This window comes from Xenorhabdus sp. Sc-CR9, from assembly GCF_963897815.1.
GTDB lineage: Bacteria > Pseudomonadota > Gammaproteobacteria > Enterobacterales > Enterobacteriaceae > Xenorhabdus.
On the sequence record NZ_CAWQTY010000164.1, the window covers coordinates 20,564 to 47,062 of the forward strand.

The following is a 26,499-nucleotide window of genomic DNA, read 5'->3' on the forward strand; positions in this document are numbered from 1 at the left end:
ACCGCGACGCATCTTGAAATCCATTGGGTATAAACAATCCACTACAAAAAATTACTTTAAATACAGATAATAGTACAGATATTATCTATTAGATTACCTATTCCCATTTTATTGCATTAGTGTTGTAATCCTTGTCCAGGAAACTGAGCTTGCAAGAATGGAAGCAATAACAGGCCTATCATTACTGCACAGACAGAAATAGTAATAAACAATGTCACTTGGTAAAACTCGTTCAAAGGGAATGGGCACTAATCCCCTAGTCCGATAAGTTTCCTATTGAAACTTATCGTAACTACGTATCTCTGAATTGGCTGTTCTTAAACAATTCGAAGGTTATTCCTACTTCGCAATTGCCTTAACTTGCAATCGATATGTAATCAATGATGCAAGTTCAGCCAGCGGCTTATCACTTAACAACAATTCCAGCGGAATATCCAAACGTAATTGTTTGTTGATTTTTTGTACCAACATTAAACCATTCAATGAATCAATACCGTTGTTAGTCAAAGGTAGATCGGGATGGAATACTTCTGCTGACGTCCCAACAATCTCACCACAAAAGGTTTGTAGCAAGCTAACGACATCGTCCAGATCACTCACTGCAAGCGCCGCTTCTATGGGTAAAGTCTGAACCACATTTTCTTGCTGAATATCACGCAATAGCGGTAGGTGACGCATCTGGCTGGACAGTAAATTTGTCCAATTCGTCAAGAACGGCACCAGTTGCGGCTCAATCCGAGCAAACAAGCGTTCTAAAACAGCTAATCCTTCCTCTGAACCAAATGGCTGTAAGCCACTATTTTCCAGTATTGGCAGCGTTCGACTATCCCGCAAAGCGATCCCCGCTTCCCATGGCCCCCAATTAAGGCTTAACGCAGGTAAACCTTGCTGACGCCGTAAACAGGCCAGACTATCCAACATAGCGTTAGCCGCTGCGTAAGATGCCATACCCGGTAAAGCCAATAATGCCCCCAACGAGGAAAACATAACAAAATGCTCTAAAGGTGCATCAGCCAACGCTTGATGCAATGTCCAGGCAGCTAATGCTTTAGCGACAAATACTCTATCAAACGCCTCGGGGCTGAGTTCACGATATCCCTGATCTTCAACATGCGCAGCACAATGAATCACCCCACGCAGCGGCTGGCTGGCTTGTTGTCGATACTCAGCCAAACCAATGTTGGTCATTTCCACATCACCGAGATCAATCGGCAGATAATTAGCCTCGATCCCTTGTTGATGCAGAATTTTCAATAACTCTTGATCAGCCGTATCAAGGGCACGACGACGCCCGATCAATAACAAATGTCGAGCACCATGCTGTACCATCCAGGGGATCAATTGACGCCCCATATCACCAAAAGCACCAGTCAGCAGATAGCAGCCATCTGGACGAAAACGCACTGGTGGTAGCACGGGTATTTCAGGTAATGGCACAAGGCGTAGCACATAACGCTGATCATGGCGCAGAGCTAATTGATCCTCGCCATCATCTATCAATAGCGCGTCCCACCATTTGGCTGGAGCCGTGGTACTGTCAATATCCAGTAATCCACCCCATAATGCAGTTGCTTCCTGTTGACCAATAACGCGCATCATTCCCCATAATGCGGCGGCAAATGGATCGGGCTGATCCTGCTCAGTGATTTGATGAGCACATTGAGTCACTATCCACAAACGTGGTTTTATCGACCGTTCGGCCAGCGCCGCACACAAATGGATCAACGAATGATAAGCCATCCGCGGAGCCTGCAACGGCCAGAGGATCAGGATCCTTTCGGTTTCAACAGGAAGAGTATCAACTAACTCTTGAGTTTTCTGATAACTGTCAGGCAGACCAGAATACAACGAGGCACACCCACCACGGCGTTGCAACTCATCAACTAACTCTTCTGCCAGAGCGTTTTCACCCCCAAGGATAGCCCATTGCGTCACAGACTCTGTTGGTGGCTGAGCGGGCAGTTTACGCCACTGTGGTTGGCCGACAACCAGATTTTGCAGTTTGGCAGACAAACTGTTTTTTCTATTACCAACAAGCTGAACGCAAAACCCGCTGATCTGACAAAGCAACATACCGCTATCAGTATAGACGTCAATATCCCCAAGCCATTGTTGTTGTGTCTGCTTAGTATTTCGGGCATGGGCATGAACCCGACCTGACAATTTACCATTGATACGCAAATGCTGAATACTGACCGGGATACGGAACTCGTTGGCAGGAATTGGCGCGTGAATATCAGCAGACTGAATCGCCAACAATGATTGGAAGATGCCATCCAAAGCCGCTGGGTGAAAATTCATTCCCTCCGGTGCAGGTGGTAATTCAATCTCACAGATTGTTTCTTCTTTACCAACAAACGCATGGCGCAGAGTACAAAAAACACCACTATAACTGAAATGCAGATGTTGAAATGCCTGATACAACATCTCTTGGTTCCACATGCAAGGATAGCGATCATTTACCGCTAATGGAGGAATAGCACAAGCAGTAGCACCCGGTACAACGATGTCCACCTGTGCACTGGCTGCAAGTTGGTAATGTACACTCTCATCCAGATTACGGGTAATGTGTACTTGCACTTCCATTCGCTGGCGATCTAGCTGTGTCTTTAACCTGAATTCTATGCCTGGCTCTAGCAGTAAAGCCGATTGCAACACAATATTATCAAGCGCTAATCCAACGTCAGGAAAACAGATACGAGCCGCCGCCAACATGATTTCAATATAGCCCGCAGCCGGAAACATTGCATTTCCCATGACAACATGATCGAGTAACCAAGGCACTTGTTCTACAGCCAACTCAGCTTGCCAACTCTCGCTGCCCGGCTGAGCTTCGCCCAATAATACACCGCTCAATATACGTAATCGGCGGCGACGGCTAATCTCTGGCTCATACCAATAAGATTGCTGATGCCAGGAGTAAGTGGGTAGATCAATTGGGCAAGCGGTAGGCATCAGAGTCCGCCAGTCCGGTTCAACCCCAGCTTCAAACAGCTGTCCTAACAGTTGTGGCCAGTTTTGCCCTGAGCGACAAGCAAACACCTGTCCTCGATAAGGCTGGCTCCAATCCTTTAATCCTGCACTCAGTAGGGATTTAGGTGAAATTTCCAGAAAATGGTGGAAACCCGCTTTGAGCATGTTTTCTATCGCATCGTCAAAATGGAATAGCGAGACGACATTGTCAGCCCAATGCTCGGGACTCAACTTCCCATTAATCAACTCCCCAGTGACTGATGAAAACACTGGCAGCAAAGGTTCTGCCGCGGGAACGGTTGCTGCATCCGCAGTCAACCCAGCCCTGATTGACTCTATATAATGGGAATGAGAAGCAATTCTATAATTGAGCCAACTACTGGCGATACGCTGCTGCTTTAAGCGCTCAGCAACCGCGGTTAATTCACTTATAGGCCCGGACAATAAGCAACGGTCGATACTATTACGCCCAGCTATCACCACGGCAGGCTCGGCACCGGGAGCTGACAAATGAGGTAATATCTGCTCAACTGTCGCTGCTACGATTAATAATCCGCCGCCTTTATTCAACACACGTTCCAGATAATGATAACGCTGATGTAACAGTGTCAGCGCCTGCGTCAGATCATAAATTCCCGCCAGATAACAAGCCGCCATTTCACCGGAACTATGACCAAGTAATGCTGCTGGTTTGAATCCCCACTTCTGCAACTGCGCAGCCATTGATATCTGCACGGCAAACTGCATTGGCGGCTCTGTCAATTCATCGGCAGAGATCAATGCCGCATATAAGGAAGGTGCAGAAAATCCTGTCCAAATTGCCTCACAACGCTCGAATTGTTCAGTAAACTCAGGAAATTGCTGAAACCAGGCTATAGAATCTTTCCAATCTTCACTGCCAATACCCGCAAATATCCAAGCCAGACGATCAACTTTTTTATGATTCTGCTTCGACGACACATTCAGATTAGTCAACTGCTGCTGTAACTGTTCTCGGTTACTGAATGCTACCCCCTTACGTAACGGAAAGCGGTGACGAGTCGTCGCCAGGCTATAACATAAATCATCAAGGGCAATCTCCGGCTGCCGTTGCAGCAAATCAGCAATGCACTGCGCTTGTTGCTTCAGAGAAAACTCAGACTGCGCAGACAATGGCAGCATGAAAGCTTGCCCTTGCGTCGTCCGAAGTTGTGCGGAGGATTCTGCATGATTACTTAGTACCACATGAACATTCGTTCCGCCAAAACCAAAGGAATTCACCCCAGCTATCACTTTTCCTTCAGGCAATAGGGTTAACTGCTGTGGAACTTGCAATCCCAATTCAGTAAAACGAATGTTGCGGTTAGGGGGATCAGCATGTAAATTGCCCGGCACTTGCCCTCGTTGTAAACACAATACCGCTTTAATTAATCCAGCAATACCTGCTGCGGCTTCCGTATGACCAATCACCGATTTACACGCGCCAATTAATAATGGGCGATCTATTGGATCTGGCCGACACACCAGCCCCAGTGCTTCTGCTTCTATCGGATCGCCTACCGCGGTCCCAGTACCATGAGCTTCAATATAATCAATCTCTGCTGGAGAAATCCCCGCCTGAGCACAGGCCATCCGAATTACTCGTTGTTGTGCCGCACTACTTGGCTGGGTAATCGTGGGAGTATGACCATCTTGATTTGCTGCCGAACCGTGGATTACCGCCAGAACGGGATCGCCATCCTGTAAAGCTGCGTTTAACGGTTTCAGCAAAACAGCGCCTACCCCTTCACTACGCACATAACCATCAGCATTAGCCGAAAAGCTATGACAGCGGTTGGTGAGTGATAAAAAACCGGTACGACTTTCCACTACGGAAAAATCAGGCATCAGCATTAACTGGCTGCCACCCGCTAGCGCCAGTTGTGATTCTCCGCGCCGCAAACTTTCACAAGCCAAATGTACTGCCAACAAGGACGATGAACAGGCGCTATCAATAGTCAGAGACGGACCTCGAAAATCAAACATATGGGATATCCGATTCGACAACATGGTTCCCATCGCACCGGTTGAGGTATAACCGGTAGTCTGACGCAAATCAGTAAATTGCAAGTGCATATAATCATGAGTGAAAGCGCCGATATAAACACCAACCTCCTGACCCGCCAACGACTTTGGCGCTATTCTCGCCCGTTCCAGCGTTTCCCATGTCACCTGCAACATCAGACGATGCTGTGGATCGAGAAAAGGCGCTTCTGTATTACTGATATCAAACACCGCCGCATCAAAACCAGCAACATCAGCGATAAATCCGCCTTCTCGCGCTACCATTCTCCCTGGCAAATTGCGATCCCGGGCACTATAAGCCTGAGTTGACCAACGTTCAGGGGGAACTGGGGTAATCGCGTCACTTGAACCACATAACAGCTGCCAGAATTCCTCTGGGGAGCTAACACCCCCCGGAAAACGGCAACCCATACCGATAACAGCAATCGGCATATTTTCGCTTCTCATCATATTGATATCCATAGTGGTATTCTTTACTCCGATTAGTCGTTTGCCAGATCATTGTTTTACTTGTCGACACCAAGCCCCTGGGCTGGGAATACATCCCGGTGGATGAGGGGGCAATCCCGGTGTCATCAATGATTGATAACTAATACCCGTATTGGGTAACTGATAACGCAAACCACTTGGGCAGGTGGTGGCACCATCCATCGCCTGAGTGATATCAATTGTCACCCCAAAAGCGACATTAACCGGTTGTAATGTATTGTCAGCCTCAATGCGAATGATACGTAATGGCGATCCACCACAAACTTGCAGATGGTTATTGCCGACCCCACTCACCCGAATCACAATAAAGTTACAATATCCTCGGTAACTCAGATCGGTGTTCTGCGGCTGGTTGGAGATAACCCAATATTGATCATTTTGTTTTTCGCTGATTTTAGCATTAGGCAGCAGGCTATAGCCGTTATCAGTAAATACCTGCCGCAATTCCGTTGATATCACGCCACTATCTAATGAACTCATCAGCTCAAGCGCCGCACTGAACAAGGGAACGCCGGTAAACTTCTTACCAGCTTCCTCAAGCGGCAAAGCTACCGCGCCATTAGTCAGATTAGCGCCGGTCAATTTAGCTTCAGTAAAGATAGTGCCCTGAATTGAAGCAAAGGCCAGAGATGCCGGTTTAAGACCTTGAGTTGGTTCCAACATTGCCTTGCTGAAGTTGGTATTCACCAGATTAGCATAGGCCAAATTTGCACCATATAACCGTGCCTGAGTGAAATTCATTGTCGCTAAATTAGCATTCGACAAATTGACTTGTTCCAGATTGGCGTTATCGGCTCTGGCATCGCTGCCGTACCAATGCGCACCGGACATATCAACCGCATACAGATTAGCGCCCGTCAGGATAGCATTAGGCATAAATGTGTTGGCAAGAATTGCCGCATTACCACCATTATCTTGAGCAACGTTTAATTGCCCGTTCTGATAGTGAATAAATAACGGTCTACCCTCATGTTCAACCAACCAGTTTTGGCCCGGCTGACGAACCAACACCTCTGCCTGACCGTTGATCAACATCTTTCCCTGATACAGCATTTGACGTAATTGTTCGGGCAGTTGCTGATGATCCAGCGATTGAGCATCAGCTTCATCCAAATGTGTCACTGTGGATAAAGCGCCAAATTGAGCGCCAGTTAAATTAACATTCTTCAGACTCGCATTGGACAAATTCGCCCCTACTAAGGAGACATTCCCCAAGACAGTGGCACCAGCCAGATTGGCACCGACCAGAACGGCACCATTAAGTGACGTATTATCCAGATTTACTTTCTGCATCGACGCCATCAGGAATATGACTTGATCCAACTTTTGACCGCTCAGATTAACTCCATCCATCTGCGCCTGAGTAAAATCAGTTTTGGCGGTAATCGTGGCATCAACCAGATCCATCCCTGTCAGCACCGTTGCTAATAAGGTACTGTCGCTAAGGTTAAGCTGACTATAACCGGTGGTTAACGATAACCGGGCGTTGGTCAGATTAGCGCCACTGAAATTAACATGATTGATATTCGCCCCAGTAAAATCCGTCCCTACTAATGTGGCTTGACTAAAATTCGAAGTCTGCAAAGTGGTATTTTGTAAATTTACCAGCGTCATGATCGCCTCGGTAAAGTTGCAGGAAGCCAGACTGGCACCGTTTAGATCAACATTGACCAGATTCGCCTGCGATAAATCAGCATTCTCCATTATCACCGAAGGTAACAACGCACCAGAGAAATCCGCCCCCGGCGCTTTTAGACGATTCAATACCGGTTGACCGCCACTGCTTTTACAGCCGCGAAAAATGGCATTTGGCAGCTCAGCATTAGGCATATTGGTATCGCTACCCACTATACACTTTTCAAAAAGCGCATTTTTACCATGAACATGCGTTAGATCAGTCTTACTTAAATCACAACCACTCAAATTGCAATCATCAACTTTGACATTAGTTAAATCAGCGCCAAGCAATGTGGAGCCACGCAGATCGGCATTGGACAAATCGACAGCCATCATCACCATTTCATTTAAATTCTCTCCGGCGAGATAGGCAAAACGCAGATCTGATCCCATTGCCCCCCATTCTTTGAGGAATTCCAAGTCCTTTGTCACGATAGTACGAGTAAATTGGGCTGACAGAGGCGGACTGCTAGTGACTGCCTGCCAAATCAGCCCAGATTGTTGCGCCACCAAATAGCTGTCACCACTGCTACTAATACGGCGCAGGCGAAATCCAGATCCTCCTACCTCTTCTAACCGGATCTCAGCAACCGTACCATCGCGCGGTTGATTAGCTTGAGGAGTATTACCGCTCGCAGCCAAATATCGACCATTGCCCGCCTGTAACCAAAAGCCAGTAACGCCATAAGCATTAATTATTTGATTAATCGCCCCTGATTGCTTGGCTGACAGCCCAAGCGTACCATCCGCCTGAACAGTAATCAGTTGGCCAGAAGCCGCTGCAAATTGCCATTTGCCAGCAAAAGATCTGGATTCGCTCATGTCATTATCCTCGCAGCAAGTGATTTACAGAAACCTTTCCAACTCTCCCAGCCTGACCACCACTGGCGCTAATCCCTCCAATACCATATCCTCCATCGGGTGCATGTGAACCATCTCCATTTACCCCACCACGCCCGGCGATCCCTCCTGCACCACTAGGCTGACCGAGTCCTCCACTCCCGCCATTAGAAGTGGCAGATACCGGTTTTGGTAAGCTAGTCTGGTTATATCTGACCCAAACATTACCGCCATCACCGCCATTATTGCTAATGCGTGCTACGCTCTGTACGTCAAAACGGGTACAACGCAGGGCAAACCACCAGCTAGAACCGGATTGACCATTCAGGCCACTCTGACCAGATTGACCATCTCCACCAGGGCTACCGGCAGTGGGTGGCTTACGACGAGAAGCATTCTGGCCATCAGCACCTCGTTGACCATCAACGCCATTGGCTCCATCGGCACCATTCACACCGTTAGTACCCAAAATTTGAATATCTGCGACCATAACTCCTCCTTACGGTTATTGTTTTTTGCCTTTGACATAAATTGCACCAATAGCACCGGCTTTTCCGTCAGCTCCTGTGGAGCCCGATGAACCACTACTACCTGGGGCACCACCGGTACTACCTGTACCACCACCACCGCCAGCACCACCAGAGCCACCAGTGCCGCCTTTACCACCAGTGCCGCCAATCGCTCTGGACTGGAACGTCGCACTTCCGCCTTCCTGGTAATTAAAATAGATGTTACCGCCGTCACCCGCATTACCACCATTACCACTGTTACCACCGTTGCCGCCATTACCCCCTTTGCCACCCTTTCCAGCGCTACATTCGCTGGTAGAAGCACCGCCATTCCCTCCTTTTCCACCACTACCACCATTACCGCCGTTACCGCCATTACCACCATCACCGCCTTGTGTCAGCATATTCACAAAGCCGCTAAGAGTCCTTGTATTAAAATAAACATCATCCGCATCCTCACCTTTTCCGCCATCACTTCCTCTGGCGCCATCAGTGCCATCGCTACCAGCGGTACCGTTCGTAGCCTGCATTGCGCAAGAGTTTTTATTATCTTTGCCAGCACTGCCATTGCTGCCGTCTCTTCCACCAGAACCATCGTTTCCCTTCCCACCATTGCTTCCGTTACCTCCAATAACTATAAGGTGTGGGTCATCATTATCATCTGGAGTTGGATCGGGGTTTGGGGAATTAACTATGACGGCTTCGTCCGCTATAACGGTACCATTGGTCCGATAAATAATCTTACCTCCGGGTTCAATCGTTATCTTATTAAACGTCAAAACAACAGGTTCACCATGGCTATTTTCATCTCCAGTAATCAATGGGTTACTAGCGGCAACAACAATATCTTTACCACTGTATAACGCGACTTTCATCGGAAAACGTTTAGCGTTCAGAATATCCTCATAATCTTTGACTAAAGGAGAATATCCATAGATATAAGCACGGAAAGCTTTACATATATCAACATGATTACCGGTGACATTCGCCAACCGTTCAGCTGAATAGGGTTCAGGTAGCGGATGATGGGGTTCCATTCCGCCCGGGCCATACTCACTGTCAGGCACCCCGCCAAGCTCCTTCAACTCCTGTATGGTTTGTACGGTAAAAAACGCGGGTGGCACCGTGGCTATTTTCGGATCGTGAGAAAATATTACCGGCCCGTCAAAGTCCGAAGTTTTCAATTGTTTTGGCTGCCGCTCTGCATCGGTCAAATGATAATGTTCACGCAACATAGCCAAAGTTTCGTCAACAGATTTCATTTTATTCATGGGTATTCTCCTGAGTTTGGGGATAAGTTTGCACATTTAAGATCACATTAGCGTCACATCTCAGTTGTCCACCCTGTTCAAGCACCAGCGTGTCTACCGCTACCACAATCGGCTGTGAATTTGAGCTGCTAATTTCCAAAATCCCACCATTAGCAATCACCAATTTTCCAATCACAAAAACATCAACGGTTGCCGGAAATGCTATCGGCGCTTCAACAGGGGGGATACCAGAAAGGATCAACAGCTCTGCTGCTGACGACACATTTGACTGATGAGATGGGGCCAGTGGCTGCGGATCATCTAGCCGTAAAGAGCCTTGCGACGAAGATTGAATAACGACTGTCTCCGTTACATCGCTCTCTGAGAGACCTAATAATTGCAAGACCGCTTTAAATCCTGAACTATAACTTTTTAATAACATATTTTTCTCCTAGAAACTGTAGACAGAAATAATCTGCAAATTATCGCCATCTACTGTAGAAATGACCGGGTAACGGGTATCAACATCGGTAATGATGAAATAACCATTGTTATTGATAGTTTCGATAGTCGCCTGATGACTAAGAGGGTGTTTGTTCTCAGCAAAAACTGCACGGATTTTGTCCATATCGGGTTGCTGGAATATCGGTAATTGATCGATACCTAAATAAAATATCGGTGTGGTTGGTTTCCATTGGCTGATCTGTGGTTGAGTACGTTGATTTTCCCCCAGGAACTTGCCGTAATTCATCGCCACCAAGGTACGGAATGGATCTATCGCCAAATGTGCCGCCACAATATGCTGGCGTTTAGTCGGATCAGGTACCAATGTCGAATCAGGGACAGTGACCAAGAACTTACCGTCAGGCTCATAGATATCAAGGATATAATCCGTTGGATCACGCCCTTGATTACGGTACGACAAGACATAAATATATCCTTTAGACTCGACCGCCACATCCAAATAAGTTATTCCGTCTGGCTTATTCAGCGGCATGTAGGACAGATAATCAGCGACTATAATTTCAGCCGGATTGGTTACATCAAGGGTTAACAACCAAGAGCGGGCACCAGCAAGATCATCAATTTGCCATTTGACACCTTGACCGATAGCAATGACCCGCACGTTACTCAAATCGTTATATACAGATACCGTTGGCCCTTGAGCAGTCAACGTGTAAGTTGCAGGTTTCTGCGGATCATATACCAACCAACTCTGCCCTTGCTGTATCACATCAACCGTTGTGCTTCCAACTGGGTCAATATTACCGTCTGCGGTCTGGTTATAACTCAGATAGATCCCGTCCTCAGCAAAGGCAGCAATAATCTGCTCATCCAGCACTCCGGCATCCAGTGAATGAATAAAGCTCGGATCACTGTTACTAAACAAGAATGTCAGCCCTTGTTCACGAAATGCTTGTTGTAATGCTGGAGAGAACACCTGAGCATCCAGTGTTGCCTGGTACTCAGCAGTAGGCAGTTTAAACAGTGTTGCCCCTGGAAAACTTGGGAATGGGTTCCCTTTAGTATCGAACGCCTGAATACGGGTATTGATTGTTTCCAATAATAAGATGCGACCATCTGGCGTGACAGTCAGGGCAATTGGCCCATGCATTAGCCCTTGTAGAATCCCCTCGCCAGAGACAATCTGGGCCGCAGGTGCTTGAGCATCCTGGTAACCCTGATCACCCAACGGCAGGATCTGCATCTTGCTGTATTGCCAACTGACTGCAATAACATAACCGCTCGGATGAACCACCATTGCATCCAGATGAGGAATCGTAAACGATCCCCAAGACAGCGGATTATCCGTCAAACTAAAATCATGTTTGCCGTCGCGCAGGTCCACTCGACGCAAGTGATATTCGCCGAATCGTGAGTCAATAATAAAGTTATAAGGGGTGATGGTTTTGTCGTCCGGCCCTTCGCCAAAACTGTTATAGCTGATCAGGGGTTGTACTTTGAAACCCACTTCAGATAATTTCAAACGCTCATTCAGCGTGTCGTTGCTCAAAGTGGAAATGTTTTGCAACACATACATCTGACCGCTATTTGGAGGGCTTGATGGATCTTCCAGTGGGATATTCTGACCGGAAGCCTGGTAGCAATAACCCACCTGATAATCGGAATTCAGTATTGTCATATTGACCAGCTTGCAGATGTTATTACCTACATTGCTGCAATTGGTTGAAGACTGGGTTTCCAACGGCACACTGCCTTCAATCCACTGATACTCTTTTTTATCGCTATCGTAAGACAGCTGTTCCCAATATTCGTATTGCGTCACCTCAGTCAGAGGCACCAACATCTCTTTTATATTGCCACTGACGTGCATAATGCCTTCATTAGGATCGTCTGGTTGCGCATTCAGCAGCTCACTGACGTAGCTCCCCGCTAACCAACCAGTAGCAGAATAAACATTAGCCTTAATTTTCAGGGTTCCACCCCAACCAACCGAATTGAAATTAAAAATTAGCGGCGTATTGGAACCAGTTGTAGGTAATGGAATAGTCTGGGTATAGTAGGTGCCGTTGGTATATTCGACTGTCACCTGACACTGTACTCCCACCGGCGGCCAGATTGCGGTTTCCGGACGCCCCTTTTCACCATGAGCCGGATCGGGATACAGGGTAAAAGCCAACGTCATCTGGCGCTTGATATCCACTTCCAAAGTGGCTGGCGTAGAGAGCAATTCCCCTGTAGTCACTGCAATCTGAGCCAAATCTAGCGCAATTGCAGCAATCCTAAACGCCCAACCCACCACAGGAACCGCCTGAGCCGCTGCACTGGCTGCTATCTGAGCTGTCACATAAGTGGCTAACGCTTCCAGTCCTTTTTTAGCCAAAATACCAATGGTAATACTGGCTAAACTGGTGAGTACTTTTTTAGTATTGAATAACGCTGAACCGACAGCGGCACCACCGCCAATCAATGGGAAAGCAATACCTGCTAATATGGCAACGTTATCTTTATTAGAAATAAAATCTTTATACCACTGAGTATTGGTCACTGCGGCGCCAGCCAACATCATCAGAGACGGAATACCGTACTGGAACATACCGGTTAAAATCACACCCGGCCAAACAATTGGGTTATCCCAACGGGAAGTTCCCAAACCGCCAAACAAGAACTTAGCGGCTTGGGCTTCAGCCGGCCAAGGCAAACCAAAATTAGTGGGATCAGTAGGCATCGGAATTCCCATGATCGTATTGACATTAGGCAACACCCCAAGGGCTTTTTGTGATGACGTTTCGAATAATGCCGCCAATTCTTTAGGGAAATAAAACGGCCAATCACCATCAACTGTTGGATTATCGATCGGCTGTTTCATTTCAGTGTCTTTAAAGAATTGAATATAAACACCAAGCTGACGTAAATATTTATTTTTAAAATCAACGGAAAAATAGCTCTGGCCGGGATCGTAACGGATGCTGTCAGGATACACATCCATACCATGATTAGGTGTGCGGTTAGTGGCTGTCCAAATTTGGCTGGTATTTTGCGGAGCACTCGATGCTGAAGCTTGATCTTTGAATTCGGTAACGTCGAGAGACGCACTTTGGCTGACACTCCAGTTATGATTTTGCAAACGGGTATCATTATGTGAAGTTTTCAGCGCATTAGAGGCCGGCGATCCTGAATAATTCTCTGTTTCATCCGATAGATTATATTGCATCACCGGATCACCTTCGGCGAAAATCACCTGCCCATCTTCACCAACCCAGTCAAATTCGTAAACCATCTTGTTGCCATCAGGGTCAACCAATTGGCCATAAGTAGCAAAACCGCTTGTCTCTGTCGCAGGTCCCTGACTCGATATTGATATAGACAATTCATAAACCCGGTTATATTGTTGTGGGTCTATTTCCTGCGGTGGGGTAATATGTGCATTCATCACAATTGATGCTGCATAAGCCTGACTGTTAGACAATTCCGGGTGGGAAAACACAATAGAACAGGCAACCTCCCATGGTGTTTTCACTTCATTAGCCGCAACCAACAAATCGCTACAATGAATAGGGTTTCGTGCTAAATGTTGGCTATTAACACCGAGAGCGCTAAGTTTACCTGGCAAAGCCGCCGCTATATTATTTACGGCCAGTTTTTCTATGTTACGTTTGGCATAACGACGTAAATGAGCATTAGGGATATGGTAAGAAAGATGGTAAAGAACCGGTAACGAAGAACGATAAGGCCCGGATTTATCACCAACCACTTTAATTAGCGTAACGTGATGAGGTAAAAAATAGTGTTCAGGTACCTCCGCGAAATGGCTAATATTGTGTGAACCGTAACGCAGAACCATATCTATTGCAGGATTTTCTCCAGCTGCTCTGGCTAAACTTGACTCATCATGTTCTTGTAACGGTATATTATATTCACCAACCCAAAGGTTTAATTGACTGGATTGAGTACGTAAATGGCCTTGAGCTAGGTCAAAATGTAGAATATGTGTTTTCATTTGGATTTTATCTCTCTAAATGACTATTTTTGTTATCACAATAAATACCCAATAACCGTATACCCCGAAAAAATAATCCCCATGAGAATGAACACATCCTCCTATAAACTTATTTTTTAAATGAGGAATACCTAAAAATAAGTAGAAAAAGATTTATCTATTTTACAAAAATCAATTGAATGTGACATTTAAGCTATACAATTAATAATATTAATACGATTTCAAGCTTTTTTCATCACTTAAAAAAGATGTTCATCAGTTAAAAAAGATATTCATGTGGCGCATAGCTAGCTTTCAATGTTAGCTAATTAATGGTTTCAATTTTAAATCTTTATTTTCCGATGTTATTAGTATGAATTAAATTAAGAGTAAAAATAATCATCTAAAATTATAAAACCTATCTTCAATAATAAAGCCAACCTTTAAATAAATTACTCTTATAAATTAAGAGGGCGTTCATAATTCTGTGTCACGTTAATTTAGCGGTTACCTGCATATCTGATAACTCTGCTTAATGAATAATATCAGCGCCTTGCCGATCTTGATACTTATATTGGTGGTATTGAAAAACAACTGACAGCAGTCGCTAAAGAGAACGAAATCTGTAAGCAATTACTGGAAATACCCGGCATTGGACCGTTAACTGCCACAGCGACGGCCACCACGATGGAGGAAGCCTCGGCGTTTACCTGCTCGTGAATTATCACAAGAATTGACGGGTTCTCTTTACGGTGACAGTAAGAATATCTCTGTCAGGCACTGGCCGACGATTTAGCCCAGAATGGTATCACTTTCATCACGAAAAGGCGCCGTAACATGAAAGCACAGAAACAAGTGGAGTGGGATAGTATAATGTTATTAAAACGGTTTATCCTCGAAATCATTAATGGACAATTGAAACTTATTTCTCAAAGACGATTTCCCCGTGGCGGCTTAAAACGAAATTCGGGTTAACTTAGTATATCTGTGGCTGAAAATTTGCAACAGTGCCAGTGCCCGAAACCGCACGGAAGCCTACCATCAGCTCTACCGTACCCCTAATAGGATTCAGAGTCTTTTAATAAAGACTCTGAACAAGCTCTAAAATAATCACAAGAACAGCATCGTACCGCACTACAAACTCATGGATGGATAAGGCCCAATATACAAAAGCGACATATCATCCACTCATCGCTTAATGTAGCAGAACCCCAATTAGTCATTAATTTTCCCATCTTCTAACCTGATAACACGATCAGCAACATAGAAATAAAAGTCATCATGGCTAATAACAATTACAGTTTTACTACGAGCTTTTAGTTCAGGTAAAAGTTCAGTGTAGAATAATTTTTTAAACACAGGGTCTTGATCCGCAGCCCATTCATCAAATAGATATACTGGACGATCTTCTAAATAGGCGGAAACTAAAGCTAACCTTTTTCTTTGTCCTGTCGAGAGTTCAGTGGTGGAAAATTTACCATCAATAATTTTGACCTTATGACTCATATTTAATGCGTCAATATAATAAATTGCTTTTTTTGCAGTATCTTTATCTGCATTTAATAATTGATCAAATAAGTGGTAATTGGAAAAAACGACAGAGAAATATTGACGATAGTATTCATTATTAGATTCATTCACCTTCACACCATTAAGCAATATAGAACCAGATTCTTGCTCAAATAAACCAACTAACAGCATGGCAAGAGTAGTTTTACCACTGCCATTACCACCGACAATAAAAATAATATCACCTTGATTTATTTTTAAATTTAAAGGACCAAGTTTGAATTGACGATCTTCTTTATCTGTAATGTAGTGGTGTATAACATCTTTTAGATCAATCGTTAAAGGCTTTTCACTCAGGAATGGGTCTGGTGTGTTAAGTTCAAAATTTTTGTGCTTTAATTCATCCAACTGACTGCCAAGTTGATTCATTTTATTTAATGAAATTTCAGCTTCTCTGATTTCTGGAATTGCTCCGATAACCTCGCTAATTGGACCAGTTAAGAATAAAACAATAAGTGCTACTGTCACCAAACTGGCTGGTTCCTGAGGTAACCAGATAGGAACAACAAACACAATAATACCAATAATGATATAGAAAGCCACAGAACTTCCATTCAGTACCCAAGCATAGCTATTGGTGGCTTTAATACAAATATCTTTGAACTTTCGTGCGTCCTCCGATATGACGTTATCGACAAACATATTTCCTTTTTGTTTATTCAATTTCAGTTCTTTACTTCCATCAATTAAACCCTGGAAATTTAAATATAACTTATCTACCTGATCACGCATTTGACTCATTAGACGTATAGGGCGCTTTTCAAGCATATAAAAAATATACATTGAAAATAAAGAAAGGATAGTCAAAATAATAAATAATTGCCAGGAAATAAACGCCAGATAACCCAGACATGCAATGATCAATGTTATATTTCCGATCGCTGTTGGCGCTAACATAAAAGATTGCACAAAGACATCAACATCTTTAGTTAAAACTGCCAATAAACCATGCCTGCCGAATTTTTGAGTCTTTTTAAAAGATGCTTTTAATATTTTACGACTCAAATCTAAACGTAATGAATAAATTGCTGATTGAGTTAAATGGGATAGCGTGACTTGTGATAAAGTTTTAGTGAAAAAAAAGATAATACACGCACAAAAAAAATCCCAGATTAGAAGTTGAAAACTAACGATTTCTGTAACTCCTTTACTTATTATACCAACAACAGCCGCACCAGAAAAACCACTAACTAGAGCACTTATGGTTGATAATAAAAATAAAATCCAAGATTGACGATACAGATAAGATATTAGAGTCATAATAAAACCATTAAAAAAATTGTAGTTGAAGTAAATTACATCCTTATTGAGTAACTTGCAATACTATTTATTTTTATGATAAAGTAAAATTGGGAACATTAAATTAAAAAATAAATTAATACAATAGTAATGTTCAGGGCAGGATTCTAATTTGCGTAAAAATTATCCATTTCGCACATATTGATAATTTCTTACATTCAATACGATTTTATTGATAGGTTTTGATATCTGGATTGTGTATTTATCGAGTTTTAAGAGTATTATTTTTATCCATAATAACCATATAAAAAATGTCTGATTCCGCCCTGTAGTAATGTTCTATGATATTTTCTTTTCTATACTAATTTAACTGCAAAACGCGTGTGGTAGCTTCCCGCTGTACGAGAAAATATCAGGCATTAGTTAATTCTCGCATAGCGTAAAAATCATCATTAGCAGGTGGTATTACAGTTATTACAGAATTACTCATGATATATGATTTCTCGATAATAGAAAATCGTGCGTATACGATATAATGATGTATCGTTGAAATTTTATATCGTTACGCATATCAAATAGTTTATCTAAAAAAGATTAACATGATTTTTCGTTAATTAAATTCTCATAGCAAGTAAATACTTTTTCAAGAATTAAAAGTGATTCATTTACTGTTTCAATGCCTACGTTTAATGGAGGCAATAATCGAATGACGGTATCATTTCGGCCTCCAACTTCTATAATTAACCCATTTTGCAATGTTAATTCCTGTATTTTTTTTGCTCCTTTTTCATCGGCATCTTTACATTCGGGATCCAATATCTCTACCCCTAACATAAGCCCTTTCCCTCGAATTTCGCCAAGAAATGGAAATTTAATTTTCAATGTATTCAGTTTATCAACTATTATTTGAGACATTTTTACTACATTATCCAATATTCTTTCTTCTTTAATTATTTTTATGGCATTAACCCCTGCACTAAAAGCAAGTTGATTTCCTCTAAATGTGCCAATATGATTTCCTGCCATCCAGTTCTTTAGCTCTTTTTTATAAAACATTAATGATGAAGGAAGTCCTATTCCACTGGTGCCTTTTGATGTGATAAAAATATCAGGTTCTATATCATACTGTTCGAATGCATACCAAGTCCCAGTTCTACCACAACCCGTTTGAATTTCATCAATAATGAGAGGAATGTTGAATTCTCTTGATAATCGATAAACTTTAGAGACAAAAGATTTTTCAGCAACATAAAGTCCGCCTTCTCCTTGTACTAACTCAAGAATAATTGCGGCAATGTTTCCAAGACCTGAATTTGCATCTCTTAATGCAGATTCTAAAAACATTCCAGCATCAAGTTGCTGTGAATTCATAACCCAGCTAGTTTGGGAGTGTGATTCTGAACCAAATGGAAAAAAATGAACGCCTGGCATTAGCCCCAAAAAATTTTTTTTCATTTGGCGATTGCCTGTTACTGATAAAGCGCCGTTAGTACATCCATGATACCCACCTCTAAAGCTAATAATTTCCTGATGTCCTGTTGATATTTTGGCTAATTTAATCGCAGCTTCCACTGCATCAGCTCCCGTAGGGCCGCAAAAATGAAGTTTGTAAGAGTTACGAAGATTTTCAGGCAACATATTGATATGAGCTTCAGTAAATGCTTCTTTTATTGGTGTAGGAAAATCTAAACCGAGAGTTAATTTTTTTGCTTGTTTGTATACTTCATCAACTAACTCAGGGTGGGAATGCCCCAATGGTAATGAACCTGCTCCGAGTAAAAAATCGATAAATATATTGCCATCGATATCTTGTACATAAGAGCCATATGCCTTGTCTAAGGCTATTGGTAATCTTTTCGGATAAGATATTGCATCGGATTCCCATTGAATTTGTTTCTGTAAAGCGGCTTTTGATTTTGGTCCAGGAATTGCTGTTTTAATTATTGATTTATCCATTATCCACTCTTATTAAAATTTAAGTTTTCAATCATTCATGCTAGTACTGGATTAACGCAATACATCTATTTTATTTTTCACTACTATGTTGTAAATAATTTAATTTATTAACTAATTAGTTAATTTATTAGTCAATTGATTCATAAAAAATATTTTAACCTTTAATTGTTACGCGTTAATCAAATAATATGACTATGTGTTTTTGTTATTAATTATTGCTAATAAATGCTTTTGTGTTATCTGTTTTAACTTGCTTTGAAATTAAATTCAAAATAGCATCTTTCTTTACAACATGTTTTTCCTGAAAATTATTAATTTTACTCACCATAATAATATGTAAGGAGAAATTATTAATAACTAATTCATCTAATTATTTCTCTATATAACTATGAGTGGAGGTTATAGTTTTATTATGTCAGTTATTATGAACATGAAAAACGGAGCTACAAAGTGAACCATCCTGAAAATATGAAACCATTTTCCTTATCTGAAGCTCAGAATAGTCGTTGGTTTCAATATCAAATTAATCCAACCCAACGCGGAAAAAATAATAGTGCATTTTGTGCGCGGGTTAAGGATTTAACTGTTGAACGTTTAGAAACTGCAATCAATCATCTGATAAAACGGCATCCTATGTTACGGTCTAGCTTTGGGTTATATGATGGCAAGTTAGGATACCGTATTGCAGAGCATGTTGAGATACAGATCCAACGACATGATGCTAAACATCTAGACGAAAATACTCTTCAACAGCAAGTACGCCAAGATTGCTGGCATCCTTTCGATTTGGAATATCCATTACGGGTTTATGTCAGTTGGTATCAATGCCATCCCCAAGAAAGCATCATGGTACTCACTTTTGACCATCTGGCAGTTGATGGTTGGTCTTATTGGTTATTATTAGAGGAATTAGGCAATATATTATCTTCACAAGCCTTAGAGCCAATATCAGAGCATAGTTTTCAAGACTATGTTACATGGCAGCAGCAATGGCTGAATAGTGACAGAGCAAAAAAACAACAAAGTTTCTGGTGTAATAATTTAGCGGGCCATCTGAATACACTACAGTGGCCAAACATTAAATGGCCAACAGAAAACGACACGCTTAAAAATACCCCTGCACCATTGACGGATAAGATCACAATTTCCCGTCTAATTCCAGATATATTAGCCAATAAACTCCATGCTATGGCTTCTAAATATGGGAACAGTTTATTTGCTGTTTTTCTGGCTGCGTACCAAATCTTATTGAATCGCTATACAGAGCAGGACGATATTATTATAGGCTCAATGATGCCCGGGCGAAGTCGTGCACATTGGGGAAAATTGGTCGGTGAATTTGTTAATCCAGTCGCATTACGTGGTCAAATTAACGGTGATATGAACGTTCGTGAGCTTATTCTGCAAGCACAGAAAAGCATTCGTCAGGCCATTGAGAATCAAAAATATCCCTTTGCTAAGATACTGGAACAACTCAAGTTACAACGCCATGCAGAAACGCACCCCGTTTTCCAGACTTTGATAACTTTTCAACAGCCTCGATATATTGGTGACCTATTATTGTTATGGATGGACGAAGATAATAATACGACGGTACATTGGGGAGGTGCAGAATTACAGCCTTTCTCTTATCCCCTTTATGCTGATACCCCCGTTTCTTTGATGCTTAATATATTGGAGGTTAATACACAAATTCGGTGTTATTTCCATTACGATCCTCAGTTGTTCGATACTGAGTTAGTCCATCAACTCATGACAAATTTCTTCGTTTTACTTACTGCAATGGCTGATAACGAACAACAGAAAATTGACCATTTGCCACTGATGGATGAACAGGAACGTAAACAAATTCTTTGTAATTTCAATACAACAAATAAAGCTTTTCCTCAACAAGCATTGATTCACCAATTAGTGGAACAGCAAGTCACACATAAGCCAGACGCAATTGCCCTGATGTATGAAAACCACCAATTAAGTTATGCTGAATTGAACCGGCAAGCCAATCAATTAGCTCATGCTTTAGTTGAATTTGGTGTTTGCCCAGATGACCGTATCGCCATTTGTATGGAACGTAGCCCAGATATGGTGGTTGGTTTGTTAGGCATACTCAAAGCCGGTGCCGCCTATGTACCACTTGATCCTGAATATCCCATAGATCGCCTGAATCACATACTCGCGGATAGCAACCCCATACTCGTACTGACGCATCAAGATCTGAAAAGGGACTTACCAAAAACAACTATTCCTGTATGGCGCTGGGGCAGCGACGAATTTCAAACACAAATGGCCGTTCAGGCGGAAAATAATTTGTCAGCCACCGAATTAGGACTGACATCTCACCATTTGGCCTATGTACTCTATACGTCAGGTTCAACCGGTCTACCCAAAGGGGTTATGAATGAGCATCGTGGTGTTGTAAATCGTTTGCTATGGGCTAAAGATGAATACCAGTTGAATCAATATGATCGTGTATTGCAAAAAACGCCGTTTAGTTTCGATGTTTCAGTATGGGAATTTTTCCTGCCTTTGCTCTCTGGCGCTCAGTTAGTTATAGCGCGCCCTGATGGCCATAAAGACCCCGGCTATTTGCTGGAAGAAATTGAACTCCGTGGTATTACAACGATTCACTTTGTTCCTTCTATGCTGCACAGTTTCATTCATCATACTCCAGCAAAGCGTTGTCCTTCTTTGCGTCAAATTTTATGCAGCGGAGAAGCCTTGTCATACTCTCTGCAACAGAAATGTTTGTCTCATTTACCTCATACTGAGCTGCATAACTTATATGGCCCGACTGAAGCCGCTATCGACGTAACATCCTGGCGTTGTAGATCAGAAAAATATTCTACTTTAGTACCAATTGGTTACCCTATTGCCAATACAAAAATCTATATTCTCGATAAATATGGACAACCAGTGCCCATCGGCATTGCCGGTGAAATCTATATCGGTGGTATTGGTGTTGCCCGTGGCTATTTAAATCGTCCTAAGTTGACAACAGAACGTTTTATTCCTGATCCATTTAGCAACAACAAAGGAGCAAGAGTCTACAAGACAGGAGACTTAGGACGTTGGTTGCCTGATGGCAGTATCGATTATTTGGGGCGTAATGATTTCCAGGTCAAGATACGCGGAAACCGGATTGAATTAGGCGAAATTGAAACCTGTCTGACTCAATGTGCCGGTGTTCAACACGCTATTATTAGCGTACATGAATACGACGCTACAGATAAACGCTTAGTTGCTTATCTTATACCCGAACCGGATATCACCTTAAGCATTCCCAAGCTGCGGGAACAACTGAGCACTCATCTGCCTGATTATATGATCCCCAGTGCATTTGTCATGTTGGATGCTTTTCCATTGACCCCGAATGGTAAGCTGGATCGCCGGGCACTGCCAGTTCCCGACCATTCATCAGTGATCACACAAGAATATGCCGCACCACAAGGTGAGATTGAGGAACAATTAGCCAATGTTTGGCAAATGCTGCTGAAAATTAAGCGTATAGGACGCCATGATAATTTCTTCGAACTTGGCGGAAATTCATTATTAGTCCTACAGCAACAGTCAAGAATATGGGAAATATTTGGTGTAGAACTTTCTGTTCAACAACTATTTTCACATACCTCTCTTAGCCAACTTAAAGCGTGTATTGTCGACGCTCAATTGCTGCAATTTGACGCTGAATTACTAAAAAGTATTTATAAATCGATGAATTAAATTTCAATCTTAAATGGTACTTAAGTATGAATAATAACGAATTAAATTCTTTATCATTAGCGGAACGTGAAAAATTACTTGAATCAGCTAAAGCAGCAAAACTAACTCGTCAATATACGCAAAGAACATCAATTACTGTGCAGCCTCGTGAGGGAAATATTCCATTATCTTGGGCACAACAACGCCTTTGGTTTTTAACTCAACTCGATTCTGCGGCACAAACTGCCTATCATATGTCAACAGGGCTTCATCTACAGGGGCTAATAAATCATCATGCGCTTAAAGCCGCGTTGGATAGAATTGTAGCCCGTCATGAAATCCTGCGAACAACCTTTGAATCTATTGAAGGCATTGCCCGGCAAGTTATCGGGGATGCCAACTGTGATTTTGCTTTAACAACTGAAGATATCAGCCATTTACCTGAGTTAGAAAAACAGACTGCGATAGAAAAATGCACCCAGCGTGAGGCTATAACTTCTTTCGATTTGACTCAAGGGCCGTTGTTCAGGGGGCATTTGCTTCGTTTAGCAGAAGATGAGCATATTCTTCTGTTAACTCAACACCATATTATCTCGGATGGCTGGTCAGTTAATGTATTGATATATGAGCTATCCACTCTTTATCACGCTTTCTGTCAGGGACTTGCTGATCCATTATCTGAATTATCGCTTCAGTATACGGATTACACCCTTTGGCAGCATCAGTGGTTACAAGGGAACGTTCTGGAAAATTTGTTGAATTACTGGCGAGGTGAATTGCAAGATGCACCAGTAATTCTTGAATTACCGACGGACAAGCCACGTCCGATAAAACAGAGCTATATAGGCAACCGGGTTAATGTTGCCTTTTCCCCGGCTTTAAGCTCTGCATTAAAAGCATTGAGTCAACGTCACGGTACAACTTTATTTATGACTCTACTGGCAGGGTTGTCAGTGTTACTTTCCCGCCTCAGTGGTCAGCATGATATCGTGATCGGCACTCCCATTGCCAATCGGCAACAGCATGAACTGGAACCATTAATCGGGTTCTTCGTTAATACGTTAGCTTTACGAATTCAATTAAGTGACAACCCCTGTGTCAGTGAATTATTGCATCAGGTGAAACATAAATCTTTGAGTGCTTATGCACATCAAGATTTGCCATTCGAACAGTTGGTTGAAGTGTTAAAACCGACACGTAATCTAAGTCATAGTCCTATCTTTCAGGTCATGCTGTCTCTGGACAATACGCCCGGACCGCAAAATTTCGAGCTATCTGGGTTACATGTGAAGGAACTTCCACTTATCAGAAATAGCACATATTTTGACCTCACCTTATCTCTGAATGATACGGTTCAAGGCTTAGTCGGTGATTTGGAATATGCCAGTGATATTTTTGAGCACGCAAGTATTGAACGCATGGTCGGTCACCTACAGACGCTATTAGAAGCGATGATCGCTGATGACAGCCAGCAAATAGAAACGCTTCCATTGATGACACCATCACAACGTTCCCAATTACTGACTAATTTTAATCTCACGGCGCAAGACTACCAGCAAGATAGTATTATCCATCAATTATTTGAACAGCAGGCAGCATCCAGACCAGATGCGATTGCCCTTATCGGGGAAGAAGGCCAACTCAGTTATGCAGAATTAAACCGGCAGGCTAATCAACTCGCACATGCCATCAGAGCAACGGGAGTGCGCCCGGATGAACGAATAGCCATTTGCGTCGAACGCAGCCTGGACATGATCATCGGCCTGCTGGGAATCTTGAAAGCCGGTGCCAGTTACGTGCCGCTTGATCCCGACTATCCCACCGACCGCTTAGCCTATATGCTGACAGACAGTCAGCCGGTATTGATATTGACCCAGCGTCATTTGAGTGCTCGTCTGGCTAATACTGACCTGCCCATCTGGGTGCTGGACAGTACCGACCATTACACGCATATCGCCAGTCAGCCTCAAGACAATATTTCAGTCACAGACCTCACACCCTCTAATCTGGCGTATGTACTGTATACTTCCGGCTCCACCGGATTGCCGAAAGGCGTCATGATTGAACATCGGCATGTCGTCAATTTTATTCAGGCGCAAATCCAGACAACCGCGTTGATATCACATGACCGGGTGCTGCAATTCGCTTCCTTTGGGTTTGATAATTCCGTGGCGGAAATTTTCCCCACGCTGGCAGTGGGGGCTACCTTAGTCTTACGTCCGAACCACCTCAAAGTGCCGGATAGCGATTTTATGACCTTTCTGCAAGAAAATCATATCACGGTGGTTGATTTGCCCACCGCGTTTTGGCACTTATGGGCGCAAGAGGTCAAGGCAGGACACAGCTGGCCGCCCCCATGCTTGCGATCCGTGGCCGCCAGCGGAGAAAAGGCGGAATCGCGCCACCTGAAGGCTTGGTTAGCCAGCCCGGGCACACAAACGTGCCGTTGGATTAATTTCTATGGCCCGACCGAAACCACTGTCAATGCCACTGCCTGCATTTATGAACCCGGCCATCCTTATCCTATTGAAGATATCCCCATCGGTCGGCCGATGGTCAATACCAAAGCCTATATTCTGGATACTCAGGGGCAACCTGTACCGATCGGAGTTACCGGTGAGCTTTATATCGGCGGCATAGGGGTCGCTCGTGGCTACCTGAATCGTCCGGAACTGACGGCGGAACGGTTTATCCACGATCCCTTCAGCAATCAACCGGCTGCCCGTCTGTACCGCACCGGAGATTTGTGTCGCTGGCTGCCGGATGGCAATATTCGTTATCTGGGGCGCAATGATTTTCAGGTCAAACTCCGTGGGTTCCGTATTGAACTGGGCGAAATCGAAACACATCTGGTGGCGTGTCCCGGGGTGAAGGACGCTCTGGTTATCGTCCGGGAAGATGACCTTGGGGATAAACGACTGGTTGCGTATTTAGTGCCTGAAATCCCTGAATCGCTGAATACGGCCAGCCTACGTGAACAACTCAGTAATCATCTCGCCAGCTATATGATCCCCGGCGCCTTTGTTACCCTTGAAGCCTTCCCATTAAATCAGAGCGGTAAAGTAGACCGAGCCGCTTTGCCCGCTCCTAATCGCTCCGCCAGTGTTAATCATGAATACGCCGCACCACAGGGAGAAATAGAGCAGCAACTGGCAGAAATTTGGCAAAATTTATTGGGTCTGGAACAAGTCGGACGGCATGATAATTTCTTTGAGTTAGGCGGACACTCTTTATTGACCGTACAGGTAGCGTCTCGCTTACGTCAGACCCTGAATATTAATGTCACACTGCAAAATCTGTTTCTTCAGCCAATATTGTCTGATTTAGCACAAACTTTGGCAGTGGAAACTCAATCAATTCAACCCGACATCGTGCCTGTCAGCCGTCAAGAGCCGTTGCCACTCTCCTGGGCACAACAGCGCTTATGGTTTTTGGCACAACTGGACCCTGCGGCACAAACCGCCTATTACGTATCAGGCGGTTTACAATTGCGCGGCACCCTTGATCTGCCGGCCCTCACCGCCACATTAGATCGCATTGTTGCCCGGCATGAGATCTTACGCACCACCTTCCGGCTGGTCGACGGGCAAGCCCGGCAAATCATCGGTAAGCCGGACAGCAGTTTCGCCCTGACGATCCACGATTTCAGTCAATTATCCGCCGCCGACCAGCACGTGGCCATTGAAGCCGCCGCGGACTGGGAAGCCAGCCAGCCCTTCGATTTTAGCACCGGGCCGCTGATACGCGCGCAATTACTGAAGCTCGCCGACCATCAACACCACCTGCTGTTAACCCAGCACCACATTATTACCGA

At 43.6% G+C, this 26,499-nt stretch carries 10 protein-coding genes and 2 pseudogenes; 4 read left to right on the forward strand and 8 right to left on the reverse strand.

Annotation, left to right across the window (positions count from 1 at the left end; translation table 11 throughout):
• Positions 1–339 precede the first annotated feature (339 nt).
• Genes AACQ81_RS07825 through AACQ81_RS07850 form a run of 6 tightly spaced genes read right to left on the reverse strand, consistent with a single transcriptional unit; the run spans position 340 to position 14,243 of the window.
• Complete coding sequence (locus tag AACQ81_RS07825) at positions 340–5,466, reverse strand: type I polyketide synthase (protein ID WP_237386900.1); 5,127 nt, start codon at positions 5,464–5,466, stop codon at positions 340–342.
• 48 nt (positions 5,467–5,514) lie between these two features.
• Positions 5,515–8,004: a pentapeptide repeat-containing protein gene (locus AACQ81_RS07830; RefSeq protein WP_237386901.1), complete on the reverse strand. Its 2,490-nt coding sequence runs from the start codon at positions 8,002–8,004 to the stop codon at positions 5,515–5,517.
• Positions 8,005–8,008: 4 nt separating this feature from the next.
• Positions 8,009–8,512, reverse strand: coding sequence for a hypothetical protein (locus tag AACQ81_RS07835; protein ID WP_237386902.1), 504 nt, complete (start codon positions 8,510–8,512; stop codon positions 8,009–8,011).
• Positions 8,513–8,527: 15 nt separating this feature from the next.
• Complete coding sequence (locus tag AACQ81_RS07840; protein WP_237386903.1) at positions 8,528–9,802, reverse strand: hypothetical protein; 1,275 nt, start codon at positions 9,800–9,802, stop codon at positions 8,528–8,530.
• Positions 9,795–10,223 carry a hypothetical protein gene (locus tag AACQ81_RS07845; RefSeq protein ID WP_237386904.1) on the reverse strand — a complete coding sequence of 143 codons (429 nt, stop codon included), beginning with the start codon at positions 10,221–10,223 and terminating at the stop codon, positions 9,795–9,797. The genes AACQ81_RS07840 and AACQ81_RS07845 overlap by 8 nt, the downstream gene beginning before the upstream one ends.
• A gap of 9 nt (positions 10,224–10,232) precedes the next feature.
• Positions 10,233–14,243 (reverse strand): hypothetical protein, encoded by a 4,011-nt coding sequence (locus AACQ81_RS07850; protein WP_237386905.1) that lies wholly within the window; start codon positions 14,241–14,243, stop codon positions 10,233–10,235.
• 483 nt (positions 14,244–14,726) lie between these two features.
• Here AACQ81_RS07850 and AACQ81_RS07855 point away from each other — a divergent pair.
• Together AACQ81_RS07855 and AACQ81_RS07860 are read left to right on the forward strand one after the other, a co-directional pair.
• Positions 14,727–14,930, forward strand: a pseudogene (locus tag AACQ81_RS07855) (IS110 family transposase); the annotation flags it as partial.
• Positions 14,926–15,155: pseudogene (locus AACQ81_RS07860) on the forward strand (transposase); the annotation flags it as partial. The pseudogenes AACQ81_RS07855 and AACQ81_RS07860, both read left to right, overlap by 5 nt.
• A gap of 282 nt (positions 15,156–15,437) precedes the next feature.
• Here AACQ81_RS07860 and AACQ81_RS07865 read toward each other — a convergent pair.
• Positions 15,438–17,051: a cyclic peptide export ABC transporter gene (locus AACQ81_RS07865; RefSeq protein WP_237386906.1), complete on the reverse strand. Its 1,614-nt coding sequence runs from the start codon at positions 17,049–17,051 to the stop codon at positions 15,438–15,440.
• Between the two features lie 573 nt (positions 17,052–17,624).
• Positions 17,625–18,986: an aspartate aminotransferase family protein gene (locus tag AACQ81_RS07870; protein WP_237386907.1), complete on the reverse strand. Its 1,362-nt coding sequence runs from the start codon at positions 18,984–18,986 to the stop codon at positions 17,625–17,627.
• Between the two features lie 450 nt (positions 18,987–19,436).
• Here AACQ81_RS07870 and AACQ81_RS07875 point away from each other — a divergent pair, with 450 nt between their 5' ends.
• Both AACQ81_RS07875 and AACQ81_RS07880 read left to right on the forward strand, forming a co-directional pair.
• Complete coding sequence (locus AACQ81_RS07875) at positions 19,437–22,706, forward strand: non-ribosomal peptide synthetase (protein ID WP_237386908.1); 3,270 nt, start codon at positions 19,437–19,439, stop codon at positions 22,704–22,706.
• A 26-nt stretch (positions 22,707–22,732) separates the two neighbouring features.
• The coding region (locus AACQ81_RS07880; RefSeq protein ID WP_237386909.1) for an amino acid adenylation domain-containing protein at positions 22,733–26,499 on the forward strand (3,767 nt) is incomplete at its 3' end.